This is a genomic window from Actinomadura darangshiensis (assembly GCF_004349235.1).
Lineage (GTDB): Bacteria > Actinomycetota > Actinomycetes > Streptosporangiales > Streptosporangiaceae > Spirillospora > Spirillospora darangshiensis.
This window is the reverse complement of record NZ_SMKY01000051.1, coordinates 1-25,184: the sequence shown is the minus strand read 5'-3', so window position 1 is coordinate 25,184 and position 25,184 is coordinate 1. Positions and strand designations below refer to the sequence as shown.

Here is a 25,184-nt window from a genome sequence, read left to right as displayed (position 1 = left end):
CCGAGTCGAAAAACTAGGTCTCCCTATAGAGTACGGGTCACCGGACCCGGTTCCGCCAGGCACCGTCCCGATAAGCCCGCGAGCCCCGCGGGGCAAGGCGTTCACGCGGCCGAATCCGGCTAGACCACGCTCAGCGGGAGCAGCTTCTTGCCGGTGGGGCCGATCTGGATCTCCGTGCCCATGGTGGGGCAGACGCCGCAGTCGTAGCAGGGAGTCCAGCGGCAGTCTTCGACCTCGGTCTCGTCGACGGCGTCCTGCCAGTCCTGCCAGAGCCACTCGCGGTCGAGGCCGGCGTCGAGGTGGTCCCACGGCAGGACCTCGACCTCGTCGCGTTCGCGGACGGTGTACCAGGCGACGTCGACGGGCTCGCCGGCGAAGGCCTTGCCGGCGCAGGACGTCCAGCGCTCGTAGGAGAAGTGCTCGCTCCAGCCGTCGAAGCGGCCGCCGTCCTCCCAGACGGCGCGGATGACCTTGCCGACGCGGCGGTCGCCGCGCGACAGGAGGCCCTCGATGATGGACGGCTGGCCGTCGTGGTAGCGCAGGCCGATGGCGCGGCCGTACTCCTTGTCGCCGCGCAAGGCGTCCTTGAGGGCGTGCAGGCGGCGGTCGACGGTCTCGTGGTCGCACTGGGCGGCCCACTGGAACGGGGTGTGCGCCTTCGGCACGAACCCGCCGATGGACACGGTGCAGCGGATGTCCCTGCGGCCGGTGGCCTCCCGGCCGGCCTGGATGACGCGCTTGGCCATGCCGGCGATGGCGAGGACGTCCTCGTCCTCCTCCGTGGGCAGGCCGCACATGAAGTAGAGCTTGACCTGCCGCCAGCCGTTCTCGTAGGCGGTGCTGACGGTGCGGATCAGGTCGTCCTCGGAGACCATCTTGTTGATCACTTTGCGCATCCGCTCGGAGCCGCCCTCCGGCGCGAACGTCAGGCCGGAGCGGCGGCCGCCGCGGGAGAACTCGTTGGCGAGCGTGATGTTGAAGGCGTCCACGCGGGTGGACGGCAGCGACAGCGAGGTGTTGGTGCCCTCGTAGCGGTCGGCGAGGCCCTTGGCGACGTCGCCGATCTCGCTGTGGTCGGCGCTGGACAGGCTGAGCAGGCCGACCTCCTGGAAGCCGGACTCGGCCAGGCCCTGCTCGACCATGTTCCCGATCGTGGTGATCGACCGCTCCCGGACCGGACGGGTGATCATCCCGGCCTGGCAGAACCGGCAGCCGCGGGTGCAGCCGCGGAAGATCTCCACGCTGAACCGCTCGTGCACGGTCTCGGCGAGCGGGACCAGCGGCTTCTTCGGGTACGGCCACTGGTCGAGGTCCATGACGGTGTGCTTCTCGATCCGCCACGGGACGCCCGTGCGGTTCGGCGCGACCCGCTGGATGCGGCCGTCGGGCAGGTACGTGACGTCGTAGAAGCGCGGCACGTAGACACCGCCGGACGCGGCGAGGCGCAGGAGCAGCTCGTCCCGCCCGCCGGGCTCGCCCTCGTCCTTCCACTCGCGGATCACCTCGGTGATGGCGAGCGATATCTCCTCGCCGTCGCCGAGGACGGCGGCGTCGATGAAGTCGGCGATCGGCTCCGGGTTGAACGCGGCGTGCCCGCCCGCGATCACGATCGGGTGGTCGCCGGTGCGGTCGGCGGCGTCCAGGGGGATGCCGGCGAGGTCGAGCGCCGTCAGCAGGTTCGTGTAGCCGAGTTCGGTGGAGAACGACACGCCGAACACGTCGAAGGCGCCGACCGGGCGGTGCGCGTCGACGGTGAACTGCGGGATGCCGTGCTCCCGCATCACGGCCTCCATGTCGGGCCACACCGAGTACGTCCGCTCGGCGAGCACGCCGTCGCGCTCGTTCAGGATCTCGTAGAGGATCTGGACGCCCTGGTTCGGCTGCCCCACCTCGTAGGCGTCGGGGTACATCAGCGCCCACCGGACGGCGGTCTCGTCCCAGTCCTTGAGCTGGGAGTTCAGCTCACCGCCAACGTACTGAATCGGCTTCTGCACGCTCGGGAGCAGCGGCTCCAGGCGCGGGAAGAGCGACTCGACCGGCATGACGGAACCCTCCGAGCAGGGGACGTGGGATGGACGCCAAGCCTACGCCGTCATCGCCCCCTAATCGAACGGCCGGCGGCGCACGTGGACGGCCTGCAGCAGGCCGAAGGCGATCATGTTCGCGAAGGTGGCGGAGCCGCCGTAGGACACGAACGGCAGCGGCAGCCCGGTGATCGGCATGATGCCGATCGTCATCCCGACGTTCTCGAACGCCTGGAACCCCAGCCAGCACACGACGCCCGTCGCGACGAGCGTGCCGAACAGGTCAGCGGCCTGGGTGGCGATCCGCAGCCCGCGCCACAGCACCACGCCGAGCAGCGCCACGATCACGGCGGCGCCGACGAAGCCGAGCTCCTCCCCCGCCACCGTGAAGATGAAGTCGGTCTGCTGCTCGGGGACGAAGTGGCCGCCGGTCTGCTCGCCGTGGAACAGGCCCTTGCCGAACGCGCCGCCCGACCCGATCGCGATCCGCGCCTGCTGGGCGTTGTAGCCGGCCCCGCGCGGATCGGCCTCCGGGTGCAGGAACGCGATGAACCGGTCGATCTGGTAGTCCTTCAGCAGCCCGAAGAACCAGACGGCGAACGCCGCGGCCGCGCCGCCGCCGACCAGCCCGACCAGCCAGCGCTTCTGCGCCCCGGAGATCGCCAGCATGCCGAGCACCACCGCGATGAACACCAGCGTGGTGCCGAGGTCGGGCTGCAGCATGATCAGCACGCCGGGCACGCCGGCCAGCACCAGCGCGAGCAGCACGTCGCGGCGGCCCGGCCCGATCTCCCCGTCCCGCGGCTCCCCGAGGATCATCGCGAGCAGCACCACGAGGCCGACCTTCGCGAACTCCGACGGCTGCACCTGGAAGCCGCCGCCGAGCACGATCCACGAGTGCGAGCCGTTGATCGTCTCGCCGAGCGGGGTGAGCACGGCGAGCAGGCCCACGCACGCCACCCCGTACAGGATGGGGACGTAGGCGCGCAGGAGCCGGTAGTCCAGCAGGGTGACGATGCCGCCGAGCACGAACCCGATGATCAGGTTGAGGATGTGCCGCTTGAGGAAGCCCTCCGGGTCCTCGCCCCGCTCGGTCAGCAGCTGGAACGTCGCCGAGCGCACCAGCAGCGCGCCCACCGCCGACAGCGCCAGCACCGACAGCAGCAGCGGCATGTCGAGCCGCCGGAGCCCGGCGAGCCGGCCGCTCCAGGTCCGCCGGGCGGCGTACCCGTCGACGGTCCCCGCCTTGGAGCCGGTGATCACGGGGCCGCTCCCTCACCGGGCATGCTGGGCAGCTCGGACGGGAGCTTGCCGTCCTTGAGGATGGGCTTCTTGTCCTTCGTCCCGTACATGGCCTCCCAGATCTCCCGGACGGCCGGGGCCGACGTCGAGGCGCCGAAGCCGCCCTGGGAGACCATCGCGACCACCGCGTAGCGCGGGTCCTTCACCGGGCCGAACGAGGCGAACCAGGAACTGTCCTCCTTGCCGTAGACCTCCGCGGTACCGGTCTTGCCGCCGACGTCGACGCGCTTGAAGTCGAACCCGTTGAACGCGCCCGCCGCGGTGCCCTCCTTGGTCACGCCCCCCAGCGCGCTGCGGATGTACTTCAGCACCTTCGGGTCGACGCCCAGCTTCTGCGCCGGCGGGGACTCCAGCCGGCGGTCGACGGTGCCGTCCGGCCGGACGACCGCGACCCCGAGCCGGGGCGTCACCAGCTTGCCGCCGTTGGCGACCGCCGCGTACGCGCGGACGAGCTGCAAGGGCGTCACGAGGACGTTGCCCTGCCCGACCGAGAAGTTGGCCGCGTCACCGGCACGCCACACGTACCCCTCGGTGCAGTTCTCCTTCGCGACCGCGGTGAGGTAGGAGGCACGCGCCGGGTCGGTCTTCCTGACCTCCGGGTAGCCGCTCTTGACGCCCTTGCAACTGGCGTCCTTGGTGTCCTCCCAGTAGCTCTTCTTCCATTCCCGGTCCGGGATGCGGCCGGAGCTCTCGCTGGGAAGGTCGATGCCGGTGGGCTTCCCGAACCCGTATTTGCGGGCCATCTTCACCATCGGGTCGGACGGGTTCTTCTTCGGGTGTATCCCGCCGTCGCGCTTCCACTCCAGGTAGCCGAACCTGTAGAACACCGTGTCGCAGGACTTCACGAGGGCCGTGTGCAGCGTCATGGGGCCGTAGGACGCGCCGCCCGCGTTCCCGAACGCGCGGTCGCCGACCATGAAGGAGCCGGGGCACGGATAGATGCCCTTCAGGCTGTTGCCGTCCGCCACCGCGGCGGACACGGAGGAGATCTTGAAGGTGGAGCCGGGCGCGAACTGGCCCTGGGTGACGCGGGAGATCAGCGGCTCGCCGTTCTTCTTGCCGAGCAGCGCGTCGTACTCGTTCTGGGAGATGCCGCCCGTCCAGATGCTCGGGTCGTAGGTCGGGTAGCTCGCCATCGCGACCATCTTGCCGGTGCGCACGTCCATCACGACCGCGGCGCCGGCGTCGGCCGGATGGCCCGCCTTGCGCGCGGCGTCGATCGCGTGCTTCAGCGCCTTCTCCGAGGCGCCCTGCACCCCGGCGTCGATACTGGTGACGAGGTTGCTGCCGGCCGTCGGCGGCTGCTCCTCGGCGGTGCCGGTGACGCGTCCCTGGCTGTCGACGAGGACCTTGCGGAACCCTGGCTCACCGCGCAGCGCGTGGTCGTACTGCGCCTCCAGCCCCGCGCGCCCGACCAGGTCGACACCGCTGTAGCCGGTGACCTTGAGGCCCTTGCGCTTGTCGAGCTCGTCCTGCGTGACGGGCTGGAGGTAGCCGAGGACCTGGGCGGCGCTCGCACCGTCCGGCTCCGGATAGGTCCGGACGGCCTGGACCTGCGCGGTGACGCCCGGGAAGTCCTCCTGGCGCTCCATGATCTGCAGGGCGCGCTTCGGGTCGGCGTGGTCCTCGACGGGGATCGGCTGGTACGGGGAGCCCGGCCAGCACGGCCGCTTGATGCCGGGCGCGCACAGCCGGACCCGCTTGGAGATCTCGTCGTAGGTCGTCCCGAGGACGCCCGCCAGCCGCTTCAGCACGCCCTCGCCGCCGTCCTCCTGGCGGGACAGCGTGGTGCGGTCGACGGACACGACGAGCGCGCTGCGATTGCGGACGAGGGGCACGCCCCGGTCGTCCAGGATCATGCCGCGGTTGGCGGGGACGACGATGTCGCGGGTGCGGTTCTGGGCGGCGATCCCCTTGTAGTGCTCGCCCTCCAGGACCTGCAGCGTCCACATCCGCCCGATGAGGACGAGCAGCAGCGCGGCGACGAGCACGTACAGGACGACGAGCCGGAAGTGGGTGCGCGGGTTCACAGGTTCCCGCCCCGCCCCGACATCGCGCGGTAGCGGGCGGCGGGCACCGAGAGGCGGTCGCCCCGGGATCGTTCGCCGCGTTCGTACCGGCGGGTGGCGCGCAGCACCGCCCACACGACGAACGGGCTCGCGATGACGTCGTAGAGGACCTGCAGCGGCACCATGCTGGACACGGTCCCCCACTCGGCGCGCGGGTCGCCGAGGATCATGCCCGTCCCGGCGTACAGGACGGTCCCGGCGAGCGCGCCGGCGGCGACGGCGAAGAACGGGACTGCGGACTGGCGGTCCATCTCGGCGGACGCGACGCCGCACAGGTACCCGATGAGGCAGTAGACGAGCGCGTACCGGCCGAGGGTGTGGTCGGAGGGCGGGATGATGTCGGCGGCGAGGCCCGCGAGGAACCCGGTCACCATGCCGGTCATCGACCCGGCGACGAGGGCCAGCGCCACGACGGCGAGCAGCACCAGGTCGGGCTGGACGCCGCCGGGCAGCGGCAGCCGGTTCGCCACCGACACCTGCAGGATCAAGGTCACGGCGATCACCACCGCGGTCACCACGGTGCGGCCTGCCGGCGACGCCTCGGGTGGGTTCAGCACGTCAGTCCCCCGGACTCGGTCTCGTGGACGGGCTCTTGGATCCGCGCGGCTTCGCCGACGGGCTGCCGGTCGCCGACGGGCTCGCGGTGGGGGTCGGCGTCGCCGGCGGCTTGGGCTTGGGGGGAAGCACCGCGTCGCGCGGGTCGGTCTTCGGCGGGGCGACCACGACGGCGACGACGTCCAGGCTCGTGAACTTCACGAACGGCCGGACGTAGGCGGTGCGGGTCAGCCCGTTGGTCGCCTTCTCGATCCGCTCGACGCTGCCGATCGGGACGCCCGGGACGTACGGCCGCTGGCCCTGCGACCCGAGCGTGACGATCCGCTGGCCGACCTGGATCGGCGCGGCGGCGTCCAGGAGCTGGAACCGCAGCGGCGTCGCACCGCCGCCGCCGAGGCCGCGGCGGCCGCGGCCCTGGGTGATCCCGATCTCCTTGGACGCCTCCAGCCGGGAGCCGATCGAGGAGGTCTGGTCGGTGGCGAGCAGCACCGTGGACGTCGCGGGACCGACCCGGGTGATGCGGCCGACGAGGCCGTCGGCGCTCATCACGGTCATGTCGGTCTTGATGCCGCTGCGGCTGCCGACGTCGATGGTGACGGTGTCCTCGAAGCCCTGCCCGGCGGAGATCACCTGCGCGGCGTGGATCTTGTAGCCGCCCATCCCGGCGGTGCCGAGCAGCCGGTGCAGCTGCGCGGAGCGGTCCTGGTCGAGCTGCGCGGAGCGCAGCTGCTCGCGCAGCTTCTGGTTCTGCCGCAGCATCCGGTCGGCGCGGCGCCGCTCGCCGGGCGCGTCGGTGATCGCGTCGAAGGTGTCGCCGACCGGCCGGACGACGGACGCCGACGCCCGCTCCACCGGCCCGAACACCGTCGCGCCGAGCCCGCGCAGGCCGCGCAGCGGCGAGTCGGCGCCGCCGCGGTAGTCGATGGTGATCATCGCGAGCGCCACGACCAGCAGCGCGCCGAGGACGACGCGGGTGCGCCGGGTGTCCTTCACGCACCGACCTCCCGTTCTCTGATCCGCCGGGACGCACGGTGCTTCCCGAGGGGGGACGACCCCCCACGCCCCCCGGCGGACTGCGTCCGGCTTAGTGCCGCGGCTCCGGCACGAGGACCTGCCTGAGTGATTCGAAGTCCTCGACGCACTTGCCGGTGCCGAGCACCACCGAGTCGAGCGGGTTGTCCACCAGGTGGATGGGCATCCCGGTCTCCTCGCGGAGCCGTTCGTCGAGGTTCTTCAAAAGCGCGCCACCGCCGGTGAGCGCTATCCCGCGGTCCATGATGTCGCCCGACAGCTCGGGCGGGCACTTGTCGAGGGTGGTCTTCACCGCGTCCACCACGGCGTTGACCGGCTCCTCGATCGCCCGCCTGACCTCTTCGGCGGAGATCACGACGGTCTTCGGCAGCCCGCTCACGAGGTCGCGGCCCCGGATCTCGGCGTGCGGCTCTTCCTCGCCGCCGGGATAGGCCGACCCGATCGCCATCTTGATCTCCTCGGCGGTACGTTCCCCGAGCATCAGGGAGTACTCCTTCTTGGAGAACGAGATGACCGCCTGGTCGAGCTCGTCGCCGCCGACCCGGACGGACTGGCTGGTGACGATCCCGCCGAGCGAGATGATCGCGACCTCGGTGGTGCCGCCGCCGATGTCGACGACCATGTTGCCGGTCGGCTCGTAGACGGGCAGCCCGGCGCCGATGGCGGCGGCCATCGGCTCCTCGATGATGTAGACGCGGCGGGCGCCGGCCTGGTAGCCGGCCTCCTTGACCGCGCGCTGCTCCACCCCGGTGATCCCGGACGGCACCGCCACCACGATCCGCGGCTTGGCGAAGTGCCGGCGCTTGTGCACCTTCTGGATGAAGTAGCGGAGCATCCGCTCGGTGACGTCGAAGTCGGCGATGACGCCGTCCTTGAGCGGGCGGACGGCGACGATGTTGCCGGGTGTGCGGCCGATCATCCGCTTCGCCTCGATGCCCACCGCGACGATCTTTCCCGTGTTGGTGTTGATCGCCACCACTGAGGGCTCGTTCAGGACGATGCCACGCCCGCGCACGTAGACCAGGGTGTTGGCGGTACCAAGATCGACCGCCATGTCACGGCCGAGAAACGACAGCTTGTTACCCATGAAGAAAGGGAGCCCTTCATGCTTGACGGGCGTGTACAGCGGCCCGTCCATCGTAACGTGAACCCCCGTCCGCGGGCAGTCACCCCCACGCCGCGCGTCGCGGAAAAACCGCGCCTTGACCAGCCCCGTTTCGGTTAAAGGAACGCGGGCCGGATGATCCGGCCCGCGTGTGTCGAACGCCGGGTTTCCGGCGGCCGCCCCCGCCTAACCGAGTTCGGGGAAGAAAAGCTTGATTTCGCGGTCGGCCGAGTAGGTCGAGTCGGAGCCGTGCACGATGTTCTCGCCGATCTCCAGCGCGAAGTCGCCGCGGATGGTGCCGGGGGTGGCGCTGACCGGGTCGGTCGCGCCGGCCAGGGCGCGGAACGCCTCGATGGCGCGCGGGCCCTCGACGACCATCGCGACGAGCGGGCCGCCGGTGATGAATTCGACCAGGTCGCCGAAGAACGGCTTGCTGGAGTGCTCCTCGTAGTGGGCCTCGGCGGTCTCGCGGGCGAGGGTGCGCAGTTCCAGCGCGACGAGCGTCAGGCCCTTGCGCTCGATCCGGGAGATGACCTCGCCGACGACGCCGCGGCGGACGCCGTCGGGCTTGACCAGGACAAGAGTGCGCTCGGACACGGGTGGTTCTCCTCGACGAATTTCGGGTTTCGGTGAGCGCGCGAATACTACCCGGCTCGCGGGCCCGGAGCCGCATTCCGGGACGGTCGTGCGGCGCCCGCGCGGACCCTTTCGGCGCGTCCGGCGCACAGCCGGGCGGTGGCGCCGGCGAGGAGCGCGCCGGCCGTCCCGGCGACGATGAGCCAGCTGCGGTAGCCCTCCAGCAGGGCGTACAGCTGCTGGGCGTCGGTGACCGGGCGCAGCCGCTGGAGCCGGGCCGCCTGCAGCGACAGGACGAGGAGCTGCCCGGCGAGGAGGGCGGGGAAGCACAGCGAGAGGCCGAACAGGGCGGCGCCGGCGCTCGCGTCCCGCAGCGAGGCGGCGAGGGCCAGCCCGGCGCCGGCGCCGAGGGCGGTGAGCGGGGCGAGGAGGGCCCAGCGGTCGTGCGCGCCGGTCGCGAGGGCGAGCAGCACCGCCACGATCATGAGGAGGTAGCCGGCGGGGACGGCCGCGCGCGGCGCGGCGCGGGTGGCGGCGAGCGCCCCGGCGAGCGCCGCCGCGGCCGCCGCGGCGAACGGGAGCAGCGGCGCGCCCGCGCCCTCCAGGCGGGCGCCGGTGGCGCTGAGCCCGGCCAGCGGGGCCGCGACGGGGTAGCCGAGCAGGCCGGTCGCGATCATGACGACCGCGCAGCCGAACGGGCTGCCCGCGGTCGCGTCCCGGCCGCCGGTGAGGGCGAGGCCGAGGAGGGCGGGCGGCGCGAGCCCGGCGACGAGGAGCCGCGCGCCGGGCGACCACCCGTCCGCGGCGACGACGGCGAGGAACGCGAAGCCCGCCGCGGGGACGAACGGGAGGAGGAGCTGGCCGCGCTCGGTGTGCCGGGCCCTGGGCAGCCGCCGGTGGCCGCGCCCGCGCAGGACCGGGTAGGCGAGCGCGGCGGCCGCGGCCGCCACCGCGAGCAGCGGGCAGGGGGCCAGCGCGACGTGCCAGTCTCGGACGGCGGTGCCGTCGGCGGGCATCGGGACGGCCCGCAGCGCGAGCGGCATCGCGAGGATGAGCGCGCCCGCGAGGACACCCGCCCAGACGGCGGACAGTTCCCGGTTCCGCCGCTCCCACACGAGGACCAGGGTGGCGGGCAGGACGATTCCCGCGCCGGCGCCCTGGACCGTGCGGACCGCCTCCACCAGGGGCACCGAGTGGGCGAACTTCGCGGCGCCGAGCCCGGACAGCAGGGCCGCCAGGCCCGCGACGAGGACGCCCCAGGCGGGGAGCCGGCGCGCGGCGACGGCGGCCAGCGGCACCGTGACCAGCAGGGCCGGCAGGGACAGGCCGGTGGCGCGCAGCAGCGCGGGGATCTCGGCGTCGCCGAGTTCGAGGGCGCTCGCGGCGGCGGGGACGACGTTGCCGGACGCGTCGGGCACGACCAGGACGGCGGCGGGCACCGCGGTGCACGTCAGCAGCAGGGCGCCGAGCGTGCCGAGCCGGCGCCGCACCGCCCGTTCGGCGGCTCCGCCGGCGGGATCGGGGTGCGCGGAGGGCGCGGAGGGCGCGGAGGGCGCGGGATGCGCGGGCGGCTCGGTGGCGAGGGCGCCGGGCGGGTGCCGGCGTGCGTGCGAGGACACGGCCTGCTCCTTCGGACGTGGTCGTCCGCCGCACGCGCAATTTCCCGAAAGAGAAAGATGTCCAAATTAACCGGATAAATGGAATTCGCGAGAATCGGCGGGCGCAATGGTGCCGTCCCCCGCGAATTTAGCGCGGCTGGGCGGTCCGCACCTTGCGTCCCAGCCAAAAGGCCGTCCCCCAAAGCGCCCCGAAAAGGACACCGAGGAAGAACATGGCCGGGACCATGAAGCCGGTCGCGATGATCAGCACCTGCAGAACGGTGCCCGCCGGGATCGCCCACGGGAAGCGCAGCAGCCCGGCCAGCACCAGGCAGACCACGGCCAGTCCCCCGCACACGCCGCCGGCCGTCGCGCCGTCCACGTCCAGGACCGCCACCGCCACCGGGATCGCCAGCGCGATCACGATGGCCTCGCACGCCAGCACCGTGGCGAACAGCCTCCGGGCCGGGTTCGCGGCGGTCTCCGTGCGGCTCATGGTCGTCACCGGCCTTCCTCGACGCGCAGCAGGGTGCGGGCGTCGCCCGCCGTGACCACCGAACCGGTGATCAGGACGCCGGCGCCGCGGTACTCGCCGGTCTCCTCGGCCAGGCCGATCGCCCGGTCGATGGCGTCGTCCAGGCGCGGGGCGACATGGACGCGCTCCGGCCCGAACACGCTCTCGGCCAGCTCGGCCAGCTCCTCGGGCGGCATCGAGCGCGGGGAGGAGTTGCGGGTCACCACCAGCTCCTCCAGCACGGGTTCGAGCTGGTCGAGGACCCCGGCGACGTCCTTGTCGGCGGCGATCGCGAGGACCCCGGCGAGCCGGGTGAAGCCGAACGACTCGGTGATCGTGGCGACGCTCGCCGCCATCCCGGCCGGGTTGTGCGCCGAGTCCAGCAGGACGGTCGGGCTCGTCCGGGCGACCTCCAGCCGGCCCGGCGAGGCCGACTTGGCGAACCCGCTGCGGACCAGCGCGGGGTCGAGCTGCCCCTCGTCGCCGCCGAGGTAGCTCTCGCCGGGCGCGACGCGGGTCGCGGCCTCCAGGTTCGGCTCTCCCCTGGTCGGGGCGCCGCTGGCGAACGCCTCCACGGCGGCGAGGGCCGTCGCGGCGTTGCTCGCCTGGTGGTCGCCGAACAGCGGCAGGAAGACCTCGTCGTAGACGCCGTGCAGGCCGCGCAGGCTGAGCTGCTGGCCGCCGACGGCGACGTCGCGGCCGAGGACGCCGAACTCGATGCCCTCGCGCGCCACCGCCGCGCCCGTCTCCACGATCCGCCGCAGCAGCACCTCGGCCGCCTCGACCGGCTGCTGCGCCACCACCGCGACCGAGCCGGGCTTGATGATGCCGGCCTTCTCGCCGGCGATCTGCTCCAGCGTGTCGCCCAGGTAGCGGGTGTGGTCCAGGCCGATCGGGGTGATCACGGCGACGGCGCCGTCCGCGACGTTCGTGGCGTCCCACACGCCGCCCATGCCGGTCTCGACCACCGCCACGTCGACCGGCGCGTCCGCGAACGCCGCGAACGCCATCGCCGTGAGGACCTCGAAGAACGACAGCCGCGCCGCGTGCTTGCCGTCGATCAGCTGGAGGTAGGGCAGGACGTCGTTGAACGCCTCGACGAACCGCTCCTCGCTGAGCGGCTCCCCGTCGATCGCGATGCGCTCGCGCAGCGTCGTCATCTCGGGGCTGGTGTAGAGCCCGGTGCGCAGGCCGCGCTCGCGCAGCAGCGCCTCGATCAGCCGGGCCGTGCTGGACTTGCCGTTCGTCCCCGCGATGTGGATCACCGGGTACGCACGGTGCGGCTCGCCCAGGACGTCGACCAGATCGGCGATCCGGTCGAGGGTCGGGTCGATCTCCCACTCGACCCCGCGTCCCATGATCGCGCCGACGGTGGCCCTGTACTCGGACGGCTCGGTTACCTGACTCACGGTCTCAGAGCCTACTCGGCGGTTCCGGTGTCCCCGCCCGGGGTCACACTGGAGGCGTGGAAGTGTTCTACCGCGAGTGGGAGCGGCGCGCGCCGGGCGAGACCCGCGACTTGGAAAGGGCCCGTGCCCTCGCGAGCGCGCTCGGCCTCCTGCCGCCGGACGTTCCCGTGCTGACCGTTGTGGGGTCCAAAGGAAAGGGCACGACCGCGACCTATGCGTCGGCCTTTCTCAGCGCGGCCGGCCTTCGTGTGTGCACCGTCACAAGTCCCGGACTTCGCAGCGACCGCGACCGGATCAGACTAGGCGGGCGTGCCGTGTCGGAAACCGAACTCGCCTTTCTGGCGGACGTTCTCGAAGAGGCCGTCGCCGCGCTTCCGCCGCCCGCGAACGGCTATCTGTCGCCGTCCGGGTTGTTCACCATCGCGGGCGTCCTGCACGCACGCCGCGCCGGGGCGGAGGCGCTCGTCCTGGAGGCCGGCATGGGCGGACGGTCGGACGAGGTCAGCCTCTTCCCGCCCGCCGTCGCCGCGATCACGCCGATCTTCCGCGAGCACGCCGGGGTGCTCGGCGACACGGCGGCGGAGATCGCCGCGGAGAAGCTCGGGGTGGCGGGGCCGGACGCGCGCGTCCTGTCGGTGCCTCAGTCGGCCGAGGTCACCGAGGTCCTCGGGACCGTGGAGTTCGTCGCGGCGGGCGGCAGCGGCCTGCCGGACGATCTGCTGCCCCCCGGGCTGGGACGCGCGGGCGCCGAACTCGGCGCGGCCGCCGCCCGCCGTCTCCCCGGCGCGACCGAACCGGCGGCGGGCAGGCTCCGCGACGTGCTGTCCTCGATCGTCCTGCCGGGCCGGCTGTCCTGGCATGACGTCCCCGGATCGGCGACCAGGCTGCTCGTCGACTCCGCCATCGACCGGACCGGCGTCGCCGCCGCCCTCACCGCCGCGCGGGAGACCTGGGGGACCATCGACCACGTCGTCGTCTGCCTGCCCGACCACAAGGACCTGGACGGAGCCGTCCTCGAACTCGGCGCGCTGCCCGTGACGTTCGTGCGGCTGCCGATGCCGCACCTGCGCTTCACCCATCCCCTGCCGCCCGGCTGGGACGTCGTCGACTCCGCCGCCATCACACCCGAAGCGCTCGCCACACTCGGGCATCGCGTTGTCGTCGTCGGCACCGTCTACTTCACGGGGCTCGTCCTGGACGCCGTGGACGCCGACACCGAGCGCCTCTATGTCACTTCGGCTTCTCGACGTCCTTCCTGATACGGCGCATCACGTCGGCCATCAGCGGGAACTGCGGGTTCACCGTCGGACGGTTGGACGCGACGATGCCGTAGGAGTCCTCGGTCGCCCACGCGCAGTACGTGTGGGTCTCGGCGAGGACGGCGAACGTCCCGCAGACGGACTTCCCGCCCGCCCCGCCGGGGTCGGCGTCCTGGCCTGCGATGAACGTGCTCGGCTGCGCCTTCTGCAGGAAGTCCGCGGCATTGCCGATCCGGCCCGTCCCGCCCGCGAACAGGACGTTGACCCGGCGCACCGGCTCCTCGCTGTAGACGGCCATGCCGTGCTCGGCGACCGGCACACCGCCCGCCTCGACCGCGCCCGCGATGAACGGGTACGCCTCGCTCGCCTGCGGGGAGGTCAGGCGGTCCCGGTGCAGTCCCCCGGCCGCCGCGCCCGCCTCGATGACCTTCCCGGACGCGGGGACGGCCGTCGTGCGGGCGTCCTTCTTCGCCGCCGGGCCGCCGTCGGTCCGGAAGGCCAGCGCCCCCGCCATCAGGACCACCGCCGCGACCACGGCGCCGCCCGCGATCAGCAGCAGCCTCGGCGGCCGCCGGCGGCGCACCGCGGGCGCACCGGGCATCGCCGGGATCGGGCCGGTGCCGTTCGGGACCACCGGATGCGCGCCGGAGCCGCCCGGGACGGCCCGGTGCGGCCCGGTGCCCACGATCGGATGCGCCCCCGACCCGTGCGCCACCGGGATCGGGCCGGTACCGCCCGCGACGACCTGGTAGGGGCCCGACCCGTCCCGCGGCTGGGGCAGGACCTGCGGGCCGGTGCCGTTCACCATCCCGTGCGGGCCCGTCCCGTCGCCGGAGTCGGACGACCACCACGGGCGCGCACCGCCGAAGGGCACCGCGGCCGGCTCCGGTGCGCCGCCGTTCGCCACGGCCTGCGCCGCGTCCCGGTCATCGCCGGACGTGAAGTCCGCACCGCCGGATCGGTGAAGTGATTCGGCCATTGCACTCCCGATGGTTCAAGTACCGCCAAAAGCCCGCGAGCCCAACCGGATCGTAACCGCGCGGGCCCTCGCCGCGGGGAAAGATCGCCGTGTCGGCGTCGCACCGGCGCCGGGGTCAGCCGGCCGGAAGCGCGGCGAGCTGCGCCTCCAGGCGGGCGATGCCGGCCTCCGCCTGGCCGAGCCGGTCCCGGTTCTTCGCCACGACCGCCTCGGGCGCCTTCGCCATGAACGCCTCGTTGCCGAGCTTGCGGCGCGCCTGGTCGACCTCCTTGCGCGCGGCGGCCAGGTCCTTCTCCAGCCGCTTGCGCTCGGCGGCGACGTCGATGACGCCGGCCGTGTCGAGGTACACCTTCAGGTCCTCGACCGGCAGGGACGCCGTCGAGGAGAAGGCGTCGCCCGGCTCGGTGAGGCGCAGCAGCGCGCGGATGCCGTCCTCGTGGCGGTGCAGCGCCGAGCCGTTCCACTCGATCCGCGCGGCGACCCGCTGGCCCGGCTTGAGCCCCTGGTCGGCGCGGAAGCGGCGCACCTCGGTCACCATCCGCTGGAGCGAGCCGACCAGCTGCTCGGCGCCGCCGTCCGCCCGGCCCGTGTCGGCGGCCGGCCACGGCGCGGTGACGACCGTCTCCTCGCCGGTGAGGGACGTCCACAGCTCCTCGGTGACGAACGGGACGACCGGGTGCAGCAGCCGCAGCAGGTTGTCGAGCACCTCGCCGAGCACACGCCGCGTCGCCTCGGCCCGGTCGTCGGCGAGCTGCACCTTGGCCAGCTCGACGTACCAGTCGCAGACCTCGTCCCACGCGAAGTGGTAGAGCGCCTCGCACGCCTTGGCGAAGTCGTAGGACTCCAGGTGCGCGTCCACCTCGGAGACGACGGCCTGGAGGCGCGACAGGATCCAGGCGTCCACGGTGGACACCTCCGCAGGCATCTCGCCGCGGACGTGCGCGCCGTTGATGAGCGCGAACCGGGTCGCGTTCCACAGCTTGTTGCAGAAGTTGCGCGACCCCTGTGCCCACTCCTCGGCCACCGGGACGTCGCCGCCAGGATTCGCGCCGCGCAGCAGCGTGAAGCGGGTCGCGTCGGCGCCGTAGCGCTCGATCCAGTCGAGCGGGTCGACGACGTTCCCGAACGACTTGGACATCTTCTTGCCGAACTGGTCGCGCACCATCCCGTGCAGGGCGATCGTGTCGAACGGCTGGACGCCGTCCATCGCGTACAGCCCGAACATCATCATGCGGGCGACCCAGAAGAACAGGATGTCGTAGCCCGTCACCAGGACGGACGTCGGATAGAACCGCTTCAGCTCGGGTGTCTCGTCCGGCCAGCCGAGCGTGGAGAACGGCCACAGCGCGGAGGAGAACCACGTGTCGAGGACGTCGGTGTCCTGCGTCCAGCCGGCGGGCGGCTCCTCGCCGGGGGCCGGGCAGACGACCTCGCCGTCCGGCCCGTACCAGACCGGGATGCGGTGCCCCCACCACAGCTGCCGGCTGATGCACCAGTCGTGCATGTTGTCGACCCACTCGAAGTAGCGGGCCGCCATCTCCGGCGGGTGGATCTTCACGCGGCCGTCGCGGACGGCGTCGCCGGCGGCCCGCGCCAGCGACTCGACCTTCACGAACCACTGCAGCGACACGCGCGGCTCGACGACCGTGGAGCAGCGCTGGCAGTGCCCGACCGAGTGCTTGTACGGGCGGACCTCCTTGACGATCCGGCCCTGCTCCCGCAGCGCGGCGACGACCGCCGGGCGCGCCTCGAACCGGTCGAGCCCCTCGAACGGGCCGGGCGCGGTGACGATGCCGCGCTCGTCCATGACCGACAGGGACGGCAGCGCGTGCCTGCGTCCGATCTCGAAGTCGTTCGGGTCGTGCGCCGGGGTCACCTTGACCGCGCCGGTGCCGAACGACGGGTCGACGTGCTCGTCGGCGACGACCGGGATGCGGCGGCCGGTCAGCGGAAGCTCGATCTCCCGGCCGACCATGTGCGCGTAGCGGGCGTCCTCCGGGTGGACGGCCACGGCGGTGTCGCCGAGCATCGTCTCCGCCCGCGTGGTCGCCACGACGATCTCGTCGTCGCCCGCCCCGTACCGGAGGGAGACCAGCTCGCCGTCGACCTCGTCGTGCTCGACCTCGATGTCGGACAGGGCCGTCAGGCAGCGCGGGCACCAGTTGATGATGCGCTCGGCGCGGTAGATCAGCCCGTCGTCGAACAGCCGCTTGAAGATCGTCCGGACGGCGCGGGCGCGGTCGTCGTCCATCGTGAACGCCTCGCGCGTCCAGTCGACGCTGTCGCCGAGGCGGCGCATCTGGCCGAGGATCCGGCCGCCGGACTCCGCCTTCCACTGCCAGACCCGTTCGAGGAAGTCGGCGCGCCCGAGGTCGTGCCGCGAGACGCCCTCCTTGGCCAGTTCGCGCTCCACCACGTTCTGCGTGGCGATGCCCGCGTGGTCCATGCCGGGCACCCACGCGGTCTCGTGGCCCTGCATGCGGCGCCGCCGGACGAGGGTGTCCTGGATGGAGTGGTCGAGGGCGTGCCCCATGTGCAGCGAACCGGTGACGTTCGGCGGCGGGATCACGATCGAGAACGCGGGCCTCTGCGGGGCGCGCGCCGGGTCGGCGGTGAACAGCCCCGCCGATACCCACCGCTCGTAGAGCCGGCCCTCGACATCGGCCGGTCGGTACTGGGTGGGCAGGTCGACGTCCGCGGCGGCCCCCTGGCCGCGCTCAGTGCTGGGCTGTGTCACGGCTGACGATTCTACGGGGACCGCGGGAGTGCGGCGCCCGGGACGCCGCGAACCGCCGGGAAGCATCGTCGAACCGTCCCAGAGAGCGTTTTCCCGTGGCGGTCGGGACACAGGTCACCTGACACCGGGCCGCCCCGCCGGAAAGGGTGGTGTCAATGGCCCGCGTCGGGGCGGAAGGTGAGGGACGGGATGCGAGCGGTACTGGCACGCGCCGCCGTGCTGGCCGGCGCGTTCACCGCGGGGGCCGTGGCGGCGCGTGCCGCGACCCTCCCTCACCTCCGCACCCTCACCGCGGACCTGCAGCGCTCCCGGGAGCGGATCCTCGCCACCCGGGAGGAGGAGCGGCGGCGGCTCCGGCACGACCTGCACGACGGGCTCGGGCCGACCCTCGCCAGCCTCGCGATGTCGCTGGACGCGGCGCGCATCACGCTCGCCTGCGAGCCGGAGCGGACCGATCCGCTGCTCGCCGAGGTCCGGAACCGGCTCGCGACCGCCGTCGGCGAGATCCGGGACCTCGCGCACGGGCTGCGGCCGCCCGCGCTGGACGACCTCGGCCTCGTCGCGGCCATCGAGTCGTTCGCGGAGGGCTGCGGCGGGCGGGTGGACGTCCGGTTCGACGGAGAGCCCGCCGGGCTGCCCGCCGCCGTGGAGGTCGCCGCGTACCGGATCGCGCAGGAGGCGCTGACGAACGTCCGGCTGCACGCCCCCGACAGCACCGCGATGGTCCGGCTGAGCCGCGACAGCGAACTGCATCTCATGGTCGCCGACACCGGCCCCGGCCTGCCGGACGCCGCCCGCAACGGCGGGCAGCCGCGGCCGCGGCACGGCCTGGCCTCGATGAAGGAGTGGGCCGCCGAGGTCGGTGGAAACTGCGTCATCGCCTCCCGCAACGGCGGGGGCACCGTCGTCACCGTCCGCCTCCCGGTCGCCGCCGCGGAGACCGCCGCCGGGTATCATCGTCCCTCGACCGGAAAGGGCGGGAGATGACGGAGACCATCCGGGTCCTCATCACCGATGACCACCCGGTGTTCCGGCAGGGGCTGAAGGGGCTGCTGCAGGCACTCGGCGTGGAGGTCGTCGGCGAGGCCGAGAACGGGCCGGAAGCGGTGAAGCTGGCGGCCGATCTGCAGCCGGACGTCGTCGTGATGGACCTGCACATGCCCGGCGGCAACGGCATCGAGGCCACCCGGACCATCACCCGCACCAGCCCGCGCATCGGCGTGCTGGTGCTGACGATGTTCCGCGACGACGACTCCGTCTTCGCGGCGATGCGCGCCGGCGCCCGCGGCTACCTGCTGAAGGAGTCGGGCGCCGAGGAGATCGCCCGCGCGGTGAAGGCGGTCGCGGCGGGCGAGGCCATCTACGGCCCCGAGATCGCGCGCCGGGTGCTCACCTACTTCACCGACATGCCCGACCCGCGGCAGGCCGCGTTCCCCGAGCTCACCGAGCGGGAGCGGGAGGTCCTCGAACTGATCGCGCAGGGCCGCAACAACGCCGAGATCGCCGGGACGCTCTTCCTCAGCCAGAAGACCGTCCGCAACCACGTCTCGAACATCTTCATGAAGCTGCACGTCGCGGACCGCGCCCAGGCCATCGTCGTCGCCCGCGAAGCCGGCCTCGGCGAATCCACGCAGCGTTGATCGCAGTCCAGGCCCACGACGCTCGCCTAGCGGCTCGCTCCGTGACCTGGCCTGGTGCGAACGCGAATCGCTTCGCGATCCTCCCGGTGAGGCTGGCCTCCGGCTTCGCCTCACCGGTCAGGTGGCGCGCTCGCGTGCGTGGCTGAGGCCGCTTCGAACAGTCGCCGCTGGGCGCGGACACATGCCTGGAACGCGCGACGCCCCCGGCCGGGGCGTCGCGCATTCCGCTGTTCAGGCGCTCTTCTCGCGGGGTTCGCGCTTCGGGCGGTCGCGCGGGACGAGGGTCGGGTTGACGTGCTCCAGGACGGCCTCGCGGGTGATGACGACGCGGGCGACGTCCTGGCGGCTCGGGACCTCGTACATCACAGAGAGCAGGACCTCCTCCATGATGGCGCGGAGGCCGCGGGCACCGGTGCCGCGCAGGATGGCCTGGTCGGCGATGGCCTCAAGCGCGTCGTCGGTGAACTCCAGGTCGACCCCGTCGAGCTCGAAGAGGCGGTGGTACTGGCGCACCAGCGCGTTCTTCGGCTCGGTCAGGATGTTGATGAGGGCTTCGCGGTCGAGGTTGTGCACCGACGTGATGACCGGGAGCCGGCCGATGAACTCCGGGATCATCCCGAACTTCAGCAGGTCCTCCGGCATGACGTCGCCGAGCACGGCGGACGACTCGTCGAAGTCGGACTTGGAGCGGATCTGCGCGCCGAAGCCCATGCCCTGCTTGCCGACCCGGGACTCGACGATCTTCTCCAGGCCGGCGAACGCGCCACCGCAGATGAACAGCACGTTCGTGGTGTCGATCTGGATGAACTCCTGGTGCGGGTGCTTGCGGCCGCCCTGCGGCGGGACGCTCGCGGTGGTGCCCTCCAGGATCTTCAGCAGGGCCTGCTGGACGCCCTCGCCGGAGACGTCCCGCGTGATCGACGGGTTCTCGCTCTTGCGGGCGACCTTGTCGACCTCGTCGATGTAGATGATCCCGGTCTCGGCCTTCTTGACGTCGTAGTCGGCCGCCTGGATCAGTTTGAGGAGGATGTTCTCGACGTCCTCCCCCACGTAGCCGGCCTCGGTCAACGCCGTGGCGTCCGCGATGGCGAACGGGACGTTGAGCAGTTTCGCGAGCGTCTGCGCGAGCAGCGTCTTGCCGGATCCGGTGGGGCCGAGCAGCAGGATGTTCGACTTGCCGATCTCGACCGGGTCGTCCCTGCCGGCGTCACCCGACTGGATCCGCTTGTAGTGGTTGTAGACGGCGACGGACAGCGCCTTCTTCGCCGTGTCCTGCCCGATCACGTAGGAGTCGAGGAACTCGTAGATCTCCCGCGGCTTGGGCAGGTTGTCCCACTTGAGGTCGGAGGTCTCGGAGAGCTCCTCCTCGATGATCTCGTTGCAGAGATCGATGCACTCGTCGCAGATGTACACGCCCGGACCCGCGATGAGCTTCTTGACCTGCTTCTGGCTCTTCCCGCAGAACGAGCACTTGAGCAGGTCACCACCGTCGCCGATGCGTGCCACCCAACCGTCTCCTTTTCGTGGGGCCGCCCGCCTTGAAGGATGCGGCGCAGCTGGATTGCGTCCCGAAGGCTTACGACGTTGGATTCGACGTTACCGCCTCCAGCGGACTTGGAAAGCCCCTCGCCCGGAAGTGTGACGGCCGGGCTCGGGGACTCCCTCGTCCTGGTGCCGTCTCAGGACGACACTACCTCTGCTTTCCGCTTCCTGCTGGCGAAGACGTCGTCGATGAGACCGTAGTCCTTCGCCTCGTCCGCGGTGAGGATCTTGTCGCGCTCGATGTCGCGGCGGACCTCCTCGATGGCCTTGCCGCTGTGCTCGGCCAGGATCGTCTCCAGCAGCTCGCGGATCCGCATGATCTCGCGGGCCTGGATCTCGATGTCGCTGGACTGGCCGTAGGTGCCCTCGGTCGCGGGCTGGTGGATCAGGATCCGCGAGTTGGGCAGCGCCGCCCGCTTGCCCGCCGTGCCGGCCCCGAGCAGCACCGCCGCGGCGGACGCGGCCTGGCCGATGCAGACCGTCTGGATGTCGGGCTTGACGAACTGCATCGTGTCGTAGATCGCCGTCATGGCGGTGAACGAGCCGCCGGGCGAGTTGATGTAGATGCTGATGTCGCGGTCCGGGTCGATGGACTCCAGCGTGATCAGCTGGGCCATCACGTCGTTGGCGGACGCGTCGTCGATCTGCACGCCGAGGAAGATGATGCGCTCCTCGAACAGCTTGTTGTACGGGTTCATCTCCTTGACCCCGTACGTGGTGCGCTCGACGAACGACGGAATGATGTAGCGGTCGTCGACCGGCTTCGGGGATCCGCCCGCGTGCACGCCGGGGCGGACCAGATCGCTGAATCCGGGTCGCATGAGGTCGCTCACTGTGTGCCTCCGATAAGTGTTCAGGTCGTCAGGAGACGGTGCCCTCGGAGGGCACCTGGGTGGCACTGAGCACCACGTGGTCCACCAACCCGTAGTCCTTGGCCTCGTCGGCGGTGAACCAGCGGTCGCGGTCGGAGTCGCGCTCGATCTGGTCGAGCGACTGGCCGGTGTGTTCGGCGATCTTCTCGGCGAGCGTCTTCTTCACATACAGCATCTGCTCGGCCTGGATCTTGATGTCGGAGGCCGTGCCGCCGATGCCGCCGGACGGCTGGTGCATCATGATCCGCGCGTGCGGCAGGGCGTAGCGCTTGCCCGTGGTGCCGGCGCACAGCAGGAACTGGCCCATCGACGCGGCCAGGCCCATGCCCACCGTGACGATGTCGTTCGGGACGTACTTCATGATGTCGTAGATCGCCATGCCGGCGGTGACGGAACCGCCTGGCGAGTTGATGTAGATCGTGATGTCGCGGCGGCCGTCCTCGGCCGACAGCAGCAGGAGCTCGGCGCAGATGCGGTTGGCGATGTCATCGTCGACCTGCTGGCCGAGGAAGACGATGCGCTCGCGGAGCAGCCGCTGGAACAGCTGGTCGCCCAGGGGCGACAGGGGCGCCTCGGCGCCCCGCGCCTGGATACGCGACGACTCGTCGAAAGTCGGAGGCATGCTCACCCGGTGTTCCTCCGGTCCTTTTAATCGGTTCGGATGCTTGGACATTAACGCGCTCACGGGCCCGCTTAAGCCCGTGGGCCCGGCTTTTCGCCAGGGGCGTACCCGTGGCGTCCCGCCCGACTCGCGCGGACGGGACGGTTCTCGCCGGCCCGGCGGCCCGCGCACCCCCCGACGCGGGACGCCCCGCACCCGTCGTACGGATGCGGGGCGTGCCCGATGTGCGGGAGAACGTCCAGAACGTCTTAGGCGTCCTTGGCCTCGGTCTCCTGGTCGTCCTTCGCCTCGGCGGCGGGGGCCTCCTCAGCGGCGGCGTCAGCCGTCTCCGCGGGGGTCTCAGCCGTCTCCGCGGGGGTCTCAGCCGTCTCCGCGGGGGTCTCGGACGTGTCCGCGGGGGTCTCCTCGGCGGCGTCCGCTTCGTCCTCGGCCTGGGCGGTCTCGGTCTCGCCGTTCAGCTCGCGCTGGACGGCGTCGACGTCGATCTCGTTGCCGGACTCGTCCTTGACCGTGACGTGCTCGACGACGAGGTTCAGCGCCTTGCTGCGCAGCACCTCCGAGACGATCGCGGGCAGCTGGTTGTTCTGCGTGAGGTACTCGGCGAGCTGCTGCGGCTGCACGCCCATCTGCATCGCCTGCGAGACGACGTATTCGCTGAGCTCCTCGTTCTCGACGTTCAGCTCCTCCTGGACGGCGAGCTGGTCGAGCACGAACCCGCCCTTGACCGCGAGCCGGGCGGCGTCGGCGACGTCGGAGTCGAAGTCCTCCTCGGACTTCTCCTCTTCCTTGAGGTAGTCGGCCTTGGACATGCCGGCCATCTGCAGCTGCTGCTCCAGCTGCTGGTTGCGCCGGTCGACCTCCTCCTCCACGACCTTGTCGGGGAGCGGGATCTCGACCTTCTCCAGCAGCGCCTCGAGGGCCTTGTCGCGCGCCTCGGACAGCTGCTGCATCTTGACCTGGCGGCCGAGCCGCGTGCGGACGTCGTCGCGCAGCTCGTCGATCGTGTCGAACTCGCTGGCGAGCTGGGCGAACTCGTCGTCCAGGTCGGGCAGGTTCTTCACCTTGACGCTCTGCACCGTGACGGTGATCTCGGCGTCCTCGCCGGCGTGCTCGCCGCCGGGCAGGGCGCTGGTGAACGTCTTGTCGTCGCCCGCGGCGAGGCCGACGAGCACGTCGTCCAGGCCCTCGATGGCGGACTTGCTGCCGACCTCGTAGGAGTAGCCGGTCGTGGAGGCGTCCTCGACCTCCTCGCCGTCGATCTTCGCGACCATGTCGATGGTGGCGAAGTCGCCCTCCTCGGCGGCGCGCTCAGCGCCGGTCAGCGACGCGAACCGCTCGCGCAGGTTGTCGATGGTCTCCTGGACCTGCTCGTCGGTGACCTCGGCGTCGTCCACGACGACCTCGAGGCCGTCGTAGTCGGGCACCTCGAACTTCGGCCGGATGTCGACCTCGGCGGTGAACGCGAACTGGGTGCCGTCCTCCAGCTCGGTCACCTCGACGTCGGGCTGCCCGAGCACGAAGATCTCGGACTCCTCGACGGCGCGGCCGTACAGCTCGGGAAGCGCGTCGTTGACCGCCTCCTGCAGGACCGCACCCCGGCCGACGTACTTGTCGATCAGCGGGGCGGGGACCTTGCCGGGCCGGAAGCCCTTGATCCGCACCTGCTGCGAGATCTCCTTGTACGCCTTGTCGAGGTTCGGCTTGAGCTCGTCGAACGGAACCTCGACGGTGAGCTTGACCCGGGTGGGGGTCAGCTCCTCGACATCGGTCTTCACTGGGGTCGGTCTCCTTGATCGGGCGCTGTCTCGGCCGCGGCGTTCGACGCGTTCTGTACCTGTGTGCCTGCGAGCCCTCGGCCGCCGCGCAGCGGAGCTGCGCCACGTTGCTCGGCCGGTCAGTCTCTCAGCGGCGCGGGCACGCCGAAATACGGCTTCCGCGCCTACGCGCGGCCAAGTCTATGGGGTAGCGGCGCCGGGTGCGGACATCGGACGCACGCGACCCCGGCGAATCCGCGTCAACGGCGCCGCACCGGCAGTGACAATAAGCACCGGAACCCCCATACTCGTCCGGGATGAACGGGATAGCCGCGGCCTTCAGTGCGACCGGTCTCTACTACCTCGGGTTCGCCGTCTTCAAGCTGGCGGCGGACCGGATGCCCGCTGTACGGGGCAACCGCATCCCGCACATGGTCTGGTCGATCGTGAGCAACTGGATCTTCCTGCTCGGCCTGGCCATCGTGCTCGGCGGGCTCACCCTGCAGATCGTGGCGCTGCGGAACCTGCCGCTGTCCACGGCCGTGCCGATCTTCATGTCCGGGGTCGTCCCGCTGCTGCTGATCGCGCTCGTCTTCTTCGGCGAGCGGCTGACCGGCCGGGAATGGCTCAGCCTGCTGCTGATCGGCGCCGCGATCCTGCTGCTGACCGCCTCGCTCGGCGGGGACGAGCCGATCAGCTCGGCGGACGTGCCGCTGTGGAAGATCGCGGCGGTGGTCGCCCCGGCGGTCGCGGTGCCGGTGCTGATCCTGGTCCTCGGCGACTACCGGCCGGACGGCCGGCACGCCCGCCCGGTGACCGGCATCGCCTACGGGCTGAGCTCCGGCTTCCCGGTCGGCACCGCGGAACTCGCGATCAAGGGGTGGAGCGACGACGCGCACGCCACCAGCCTGCGGATCGCCGCCACGCCGTGGCCCTACCTGACGGTGCTCGCGGCGGCCATCGGGTTCGGGATCATGGTGATGGCGTTCCAGCGCTGCCGGGTGTCGATCGTCTCCACCGTGATGACGGTGAGCGCGAAGACCTACCTGCTGACCATGGGCACGTTCCTGTACTCGGAGCAGTGGCCGCAGGACGTGACGCACTCCGCGATGCGGCTCGGCGCGCTGGCGCTGGGCGCGATCGCCGTCCTGCAGTTCCCCCGGCACCGGCCGATCCCGGAGGAGCCGGACGAGTCGCCCGACTCCGCCGACCCGGCCGCCGCGGCCGACCCGTTCGGCAACTCACTGGTCGGCGGGCCGGCCCTGGGCGGGCCCCAGTTCGTGCAGGCACCGCTGCCGCAGGCACCGCTCCCGCAGGCACCGCCGCCGCAGGTGCCGCCGCAGCGCTCCCCGTACGCGCACGACCCGCTCGGCCAGGGCCCCTACAACGGCCGTCCCGACCAGGCACCGCCGCAGCCGCGCCGGCCCGTCCGCCCGCAGGCCCCGACGGACACGGGCTCGGACGGACGGTGGCGCGGCTTCGGCGAGTAGTCCTCAGCGGCCCTTGCGGTCCTTGCCGGGGAGGCCCTTGTCCAGGCCCGCCCGGCGCAGGGCGTCGGCCATGGCGCCGGAGCCGCCCCCGGAGGAGGTGCCGCC

Annotated in this window: 20 protein-coding genes; 4 read left to right on the top strand and 16 right to left on the bottom strand. The window is 71.8% G+C overall.

Annotation, left to right across the window (positions count from 1 at the left end):
• Positions 1-119: 119 nt before the first annotated feature.
• The 10 genes from E1293_RS14215 to E1293_RS14170 all read right to left on the bottom strand — a co-directional run bounded on the left by E1293_RS14215 (position 120) and on the right by E1293_RS14170 (position 12,184).
• On the bottom strand, positions 120-2,042 hold the full coding sequence (locus E1293_RS14215; RefSeq protein WP_132197829.1) for a TIGR03960 family B12-binding radical SAM protein: 1,923 nt from the start codon (positions 2,040-2,042) through the stop codon (positions 120-122).
• Between the two features lie 60 nt (positions 2,043-2,102).
• The gene (rodA, locus tag E1293_RS14210) at positions 2,103-3,284 is read right to left on the bottom strand and encodes a rod shape-determining protein RodA (RefSeq protein WP_132197855.1); all 1,182 of its coding nucleotides are present in this window, start codon (positions 3,282-3,284) and stop codon (positions 2,103-2,105) included.
• On the bottom strand, positions 3,284-5,356 hold the full coding sequence (mrdA, locus tag E1293_RS14205) for a penicillin-binding protein 2 (RefSeq protein ID WP_132197827.1): 2,073 nt from the start codon (positions 5,354-5,356) through the stop codon (positions 3,284-3,286). The genes rodA and mrdA overlap by 1 nt, the downstream gene beginning before the upstream one ends.
• Entirely contained in the window at positions 5,353-5,952 is a 600-nt protein-coding gene (gene mreD / locus E1293_RS14200; protein ID WP_132197825.1) for a rod shape-determining protein MreD, read from the bottom strand. The genes mrdA and mreD overlap by 4 nt, the downstream gene beginning before the upstream one ends.
• 1 nt (position 5,953) lies before the next feature.
• Positions 5,954-6,943 (bottom strand): rod shape-determining protein MreC, encoded by a 990-nt coding sequence (mreC, locus tag E1293_RS14195; RefSeq protein ID WP_132197823.1) that lies wholly within the window; start codon positions 6,941-6,943, stop codon positions 5,954-5,956.
• Positions 6,944-7,034: 91 nt separating this feature from the next.
• Positions 7,035-8,069, bottom strand: coding sequence for a rod shape-determining protein (locus tag E1293_RS14190; protein WP_132197821.1), 1,035 nt, complete (start codon positions 8,067-8,069; stop codon positions 7,035-7,037).
• A gap of 204 nt (positions 8,070-8,273) precedes the next feature.
• Positions 8,274-8,684: a nucleoside-diphosphate kinase gene (gene ndk, locus E1293_RS14185; RefSeq protein WP_132197819.1), complete on the bottom strand. Its 411-nt coding sequence runs from the start codon at positions 8,682-8,684 to the stop codon at positions 8,274-8,276.
• Between the two features lie 47 nt (positions 8,685-8,731).
• Positions 8,732-10,282 (bottom strand): MFS transporter, encoded by a 1,551-nt coding sequence (locus tag E1293_RS14180; RefSeq protein WP_132197817.1) that lies wholly within the window; start codon positions 10,280-10,282, stop codon positions 8,732-8,734.
• Between the two features lie 127 nt (positions 10,283-10,409).
• Positions 10,410-10,757: a DUF4233 domain-containing protein gene (locus E1293_RS14175; RefSeq protein WP_132197853.1), complete on the bottom strand. Its 348-nt coding sequence runs from the start codon at positions 10,755-10,757 to the stop codon at positions 10,410-10,412.
• A 5-nt stretch (positions 10,758-10,762) separates the two neighbouring features.
• A complete protein-coding gene (locus E1293_RS14170; protein ID WP_424923627.1) occupies positions 10,763-12,184 on the bottom strand; it encodes a bifunctional folylpolyglutamate synthase/dihydrofolate synthase in 1,422 nt (473 codons plus the stop codon).
• A 56-nt stretch (positions 12,185-12,240) separates the two neighbouring features.
• On the opposite strand from E1293_RS14170, the gene E1293_RS14165 reads away from it, so the two are divergent.
• Complete coding sequence (locus E1293_RS14165) at positions 12,241-13,443, top strand: folylpolyglutamate synthase/dihydrofolate synthase family protein (protein ID WP_132197815.1); 1,203 nt, start codon at positions 12,241-12,243, stop codon at positions 13,441-13,443.
• On the opposite strand, the gene E1293_RS14160 is transcribed toward E1293_RS14165, so the two are convergent.
• Together E1293_RS14160 and E1293_RS14155 are read right to left on the bottom strand one after the other, a co-directional pair.
• Complete coding sequence (locus E1293_RS14160) at positions 13,415-14,422, bottom strand: hypothetical protein (RefSeq protein ID WP_132197813.1); 1,008 nt, start codon at positions 14,420-14,422, stop codon at positions 13,415-13,417. The two genes, E1293_RS14165 and E1293_RS14160, sit on opposite strands and share 29 nt — an antisense overlap.
• A gap of 115 nt (positions 14,423-14,537) precedes the next feature.
• Positions 14,538-17,159 carry a valine--tRNA ligase gene (locus tag E1293_RS14155; protein ID WP_243716218.1) on the bottom strand — a complete coding sequence of 874 codons (2,622 nt, stop codon included), beginning with the start codon at positions 17,157-17,159 and terminating at the stop codon, positions 14,538-14,540.
• Positions 17,160-17,348: 189 nt separating this feature from the next.
• On the opposite strand from E1293_RS14155, the gene E1293_RS14150 reads away from it, so the two are divergent.
• Positions 17,349-18,146, top strand: a complete 798-nt coding sequence (locus E1293_RS14150; protein ID WP_132197809.1) for a sensor histidine kinase — start codon at positions 17,349-17,351, stop codon at positions 18,144-18,146.
• Positions 18,143-18,799 carry a response regulator transcription factor gene (locus tag E1293_RS14145; RefSeq protein ID WP_132197807.1) on the top strand — a complete coding sequence of 219 codons (657 nt, stop codon included), beginning with the start codon at positions 18,143-18,145 and terminating at the stop codon, positions 18,797-18,799. Before E1293_RS14150 ends, E1293_RS14145 begins: the two co-directional genes overlap by 4 nt.
• A gap of 231 nt (positions 18,800-19,030) precedes the next feature.
• Here the strand turns inward: E1293_RS14145 and clpX are convergent, their stop codons facing one another.
• The 4 genes from clpX to tig form a co-directional block, all read right to left on the bottom strand.
• Positions 19,031-20,305 carry an ATP-dependent Clp protease ATP-binding subunit ClpX gene (clpX, locus tag E1293_RS14140; RefSeq protein ID WP_132197805.1) on the bottom strand — a complete coding sequence of 425 codons (1,275 nt, stop codon included), beginning with the start codon at positions 20,303-20,305 and terminating at the stop codon, positions 19,031-19,033.
• 173 nt (positions 20,306-20,478) lie between these two features.
• Complete coding sequence (locus tag E1293_RS14135) at positions 20,479-21,162, bottom strand: ATP-dependent Clp protease proteolytic subunit (protein ID WP_132197850.1); 684 nt, start codon at positions 21,160-21,162, stop codon at positions 20,479-20,481.
• 40 nt (positions 21,163-21,202) lie between these two features.
• The gene (locus tag E1293_RS14130; RefSeq protein ID WP_132197848.1) at positions 21,203-21,835 is read right to left on the bottom strand and encodes a ClpP family protease; all 633 of its coding nucleotides are present in this window, start codon (positions 21,833-21,835) and stop codon (positions 21,203-21,205) included.
• Between the two features lie 248 nt (positions 21,836-22,083).
• Positions 22,084-23,610, bottom strand: a complete 1,527-nt coding sequence (gene tig, locus E1293_RS14125) for a trigger factor (RefSeq protein ID WP_132197803.1) — start codon at positions 23,608-23,610, stop codon at positions 22,084-22,086.
• 296 nt (positions 23,611-23,906) lie between these two features.
• Between tig and E1293_RS14120 the strand changes: the two genes are divergently transcribed.
• A complete protein-coding gene (locus E1293_RS14120) occupies positions 23,907-25,079 on the top strand; it encodes a hypothetical protein (protein WP_207938845.1) in 1,173 nt (390 codons plus the stop codon).
• Positions 25,080-25,184 lie beyond the last annotated feature (105 nt).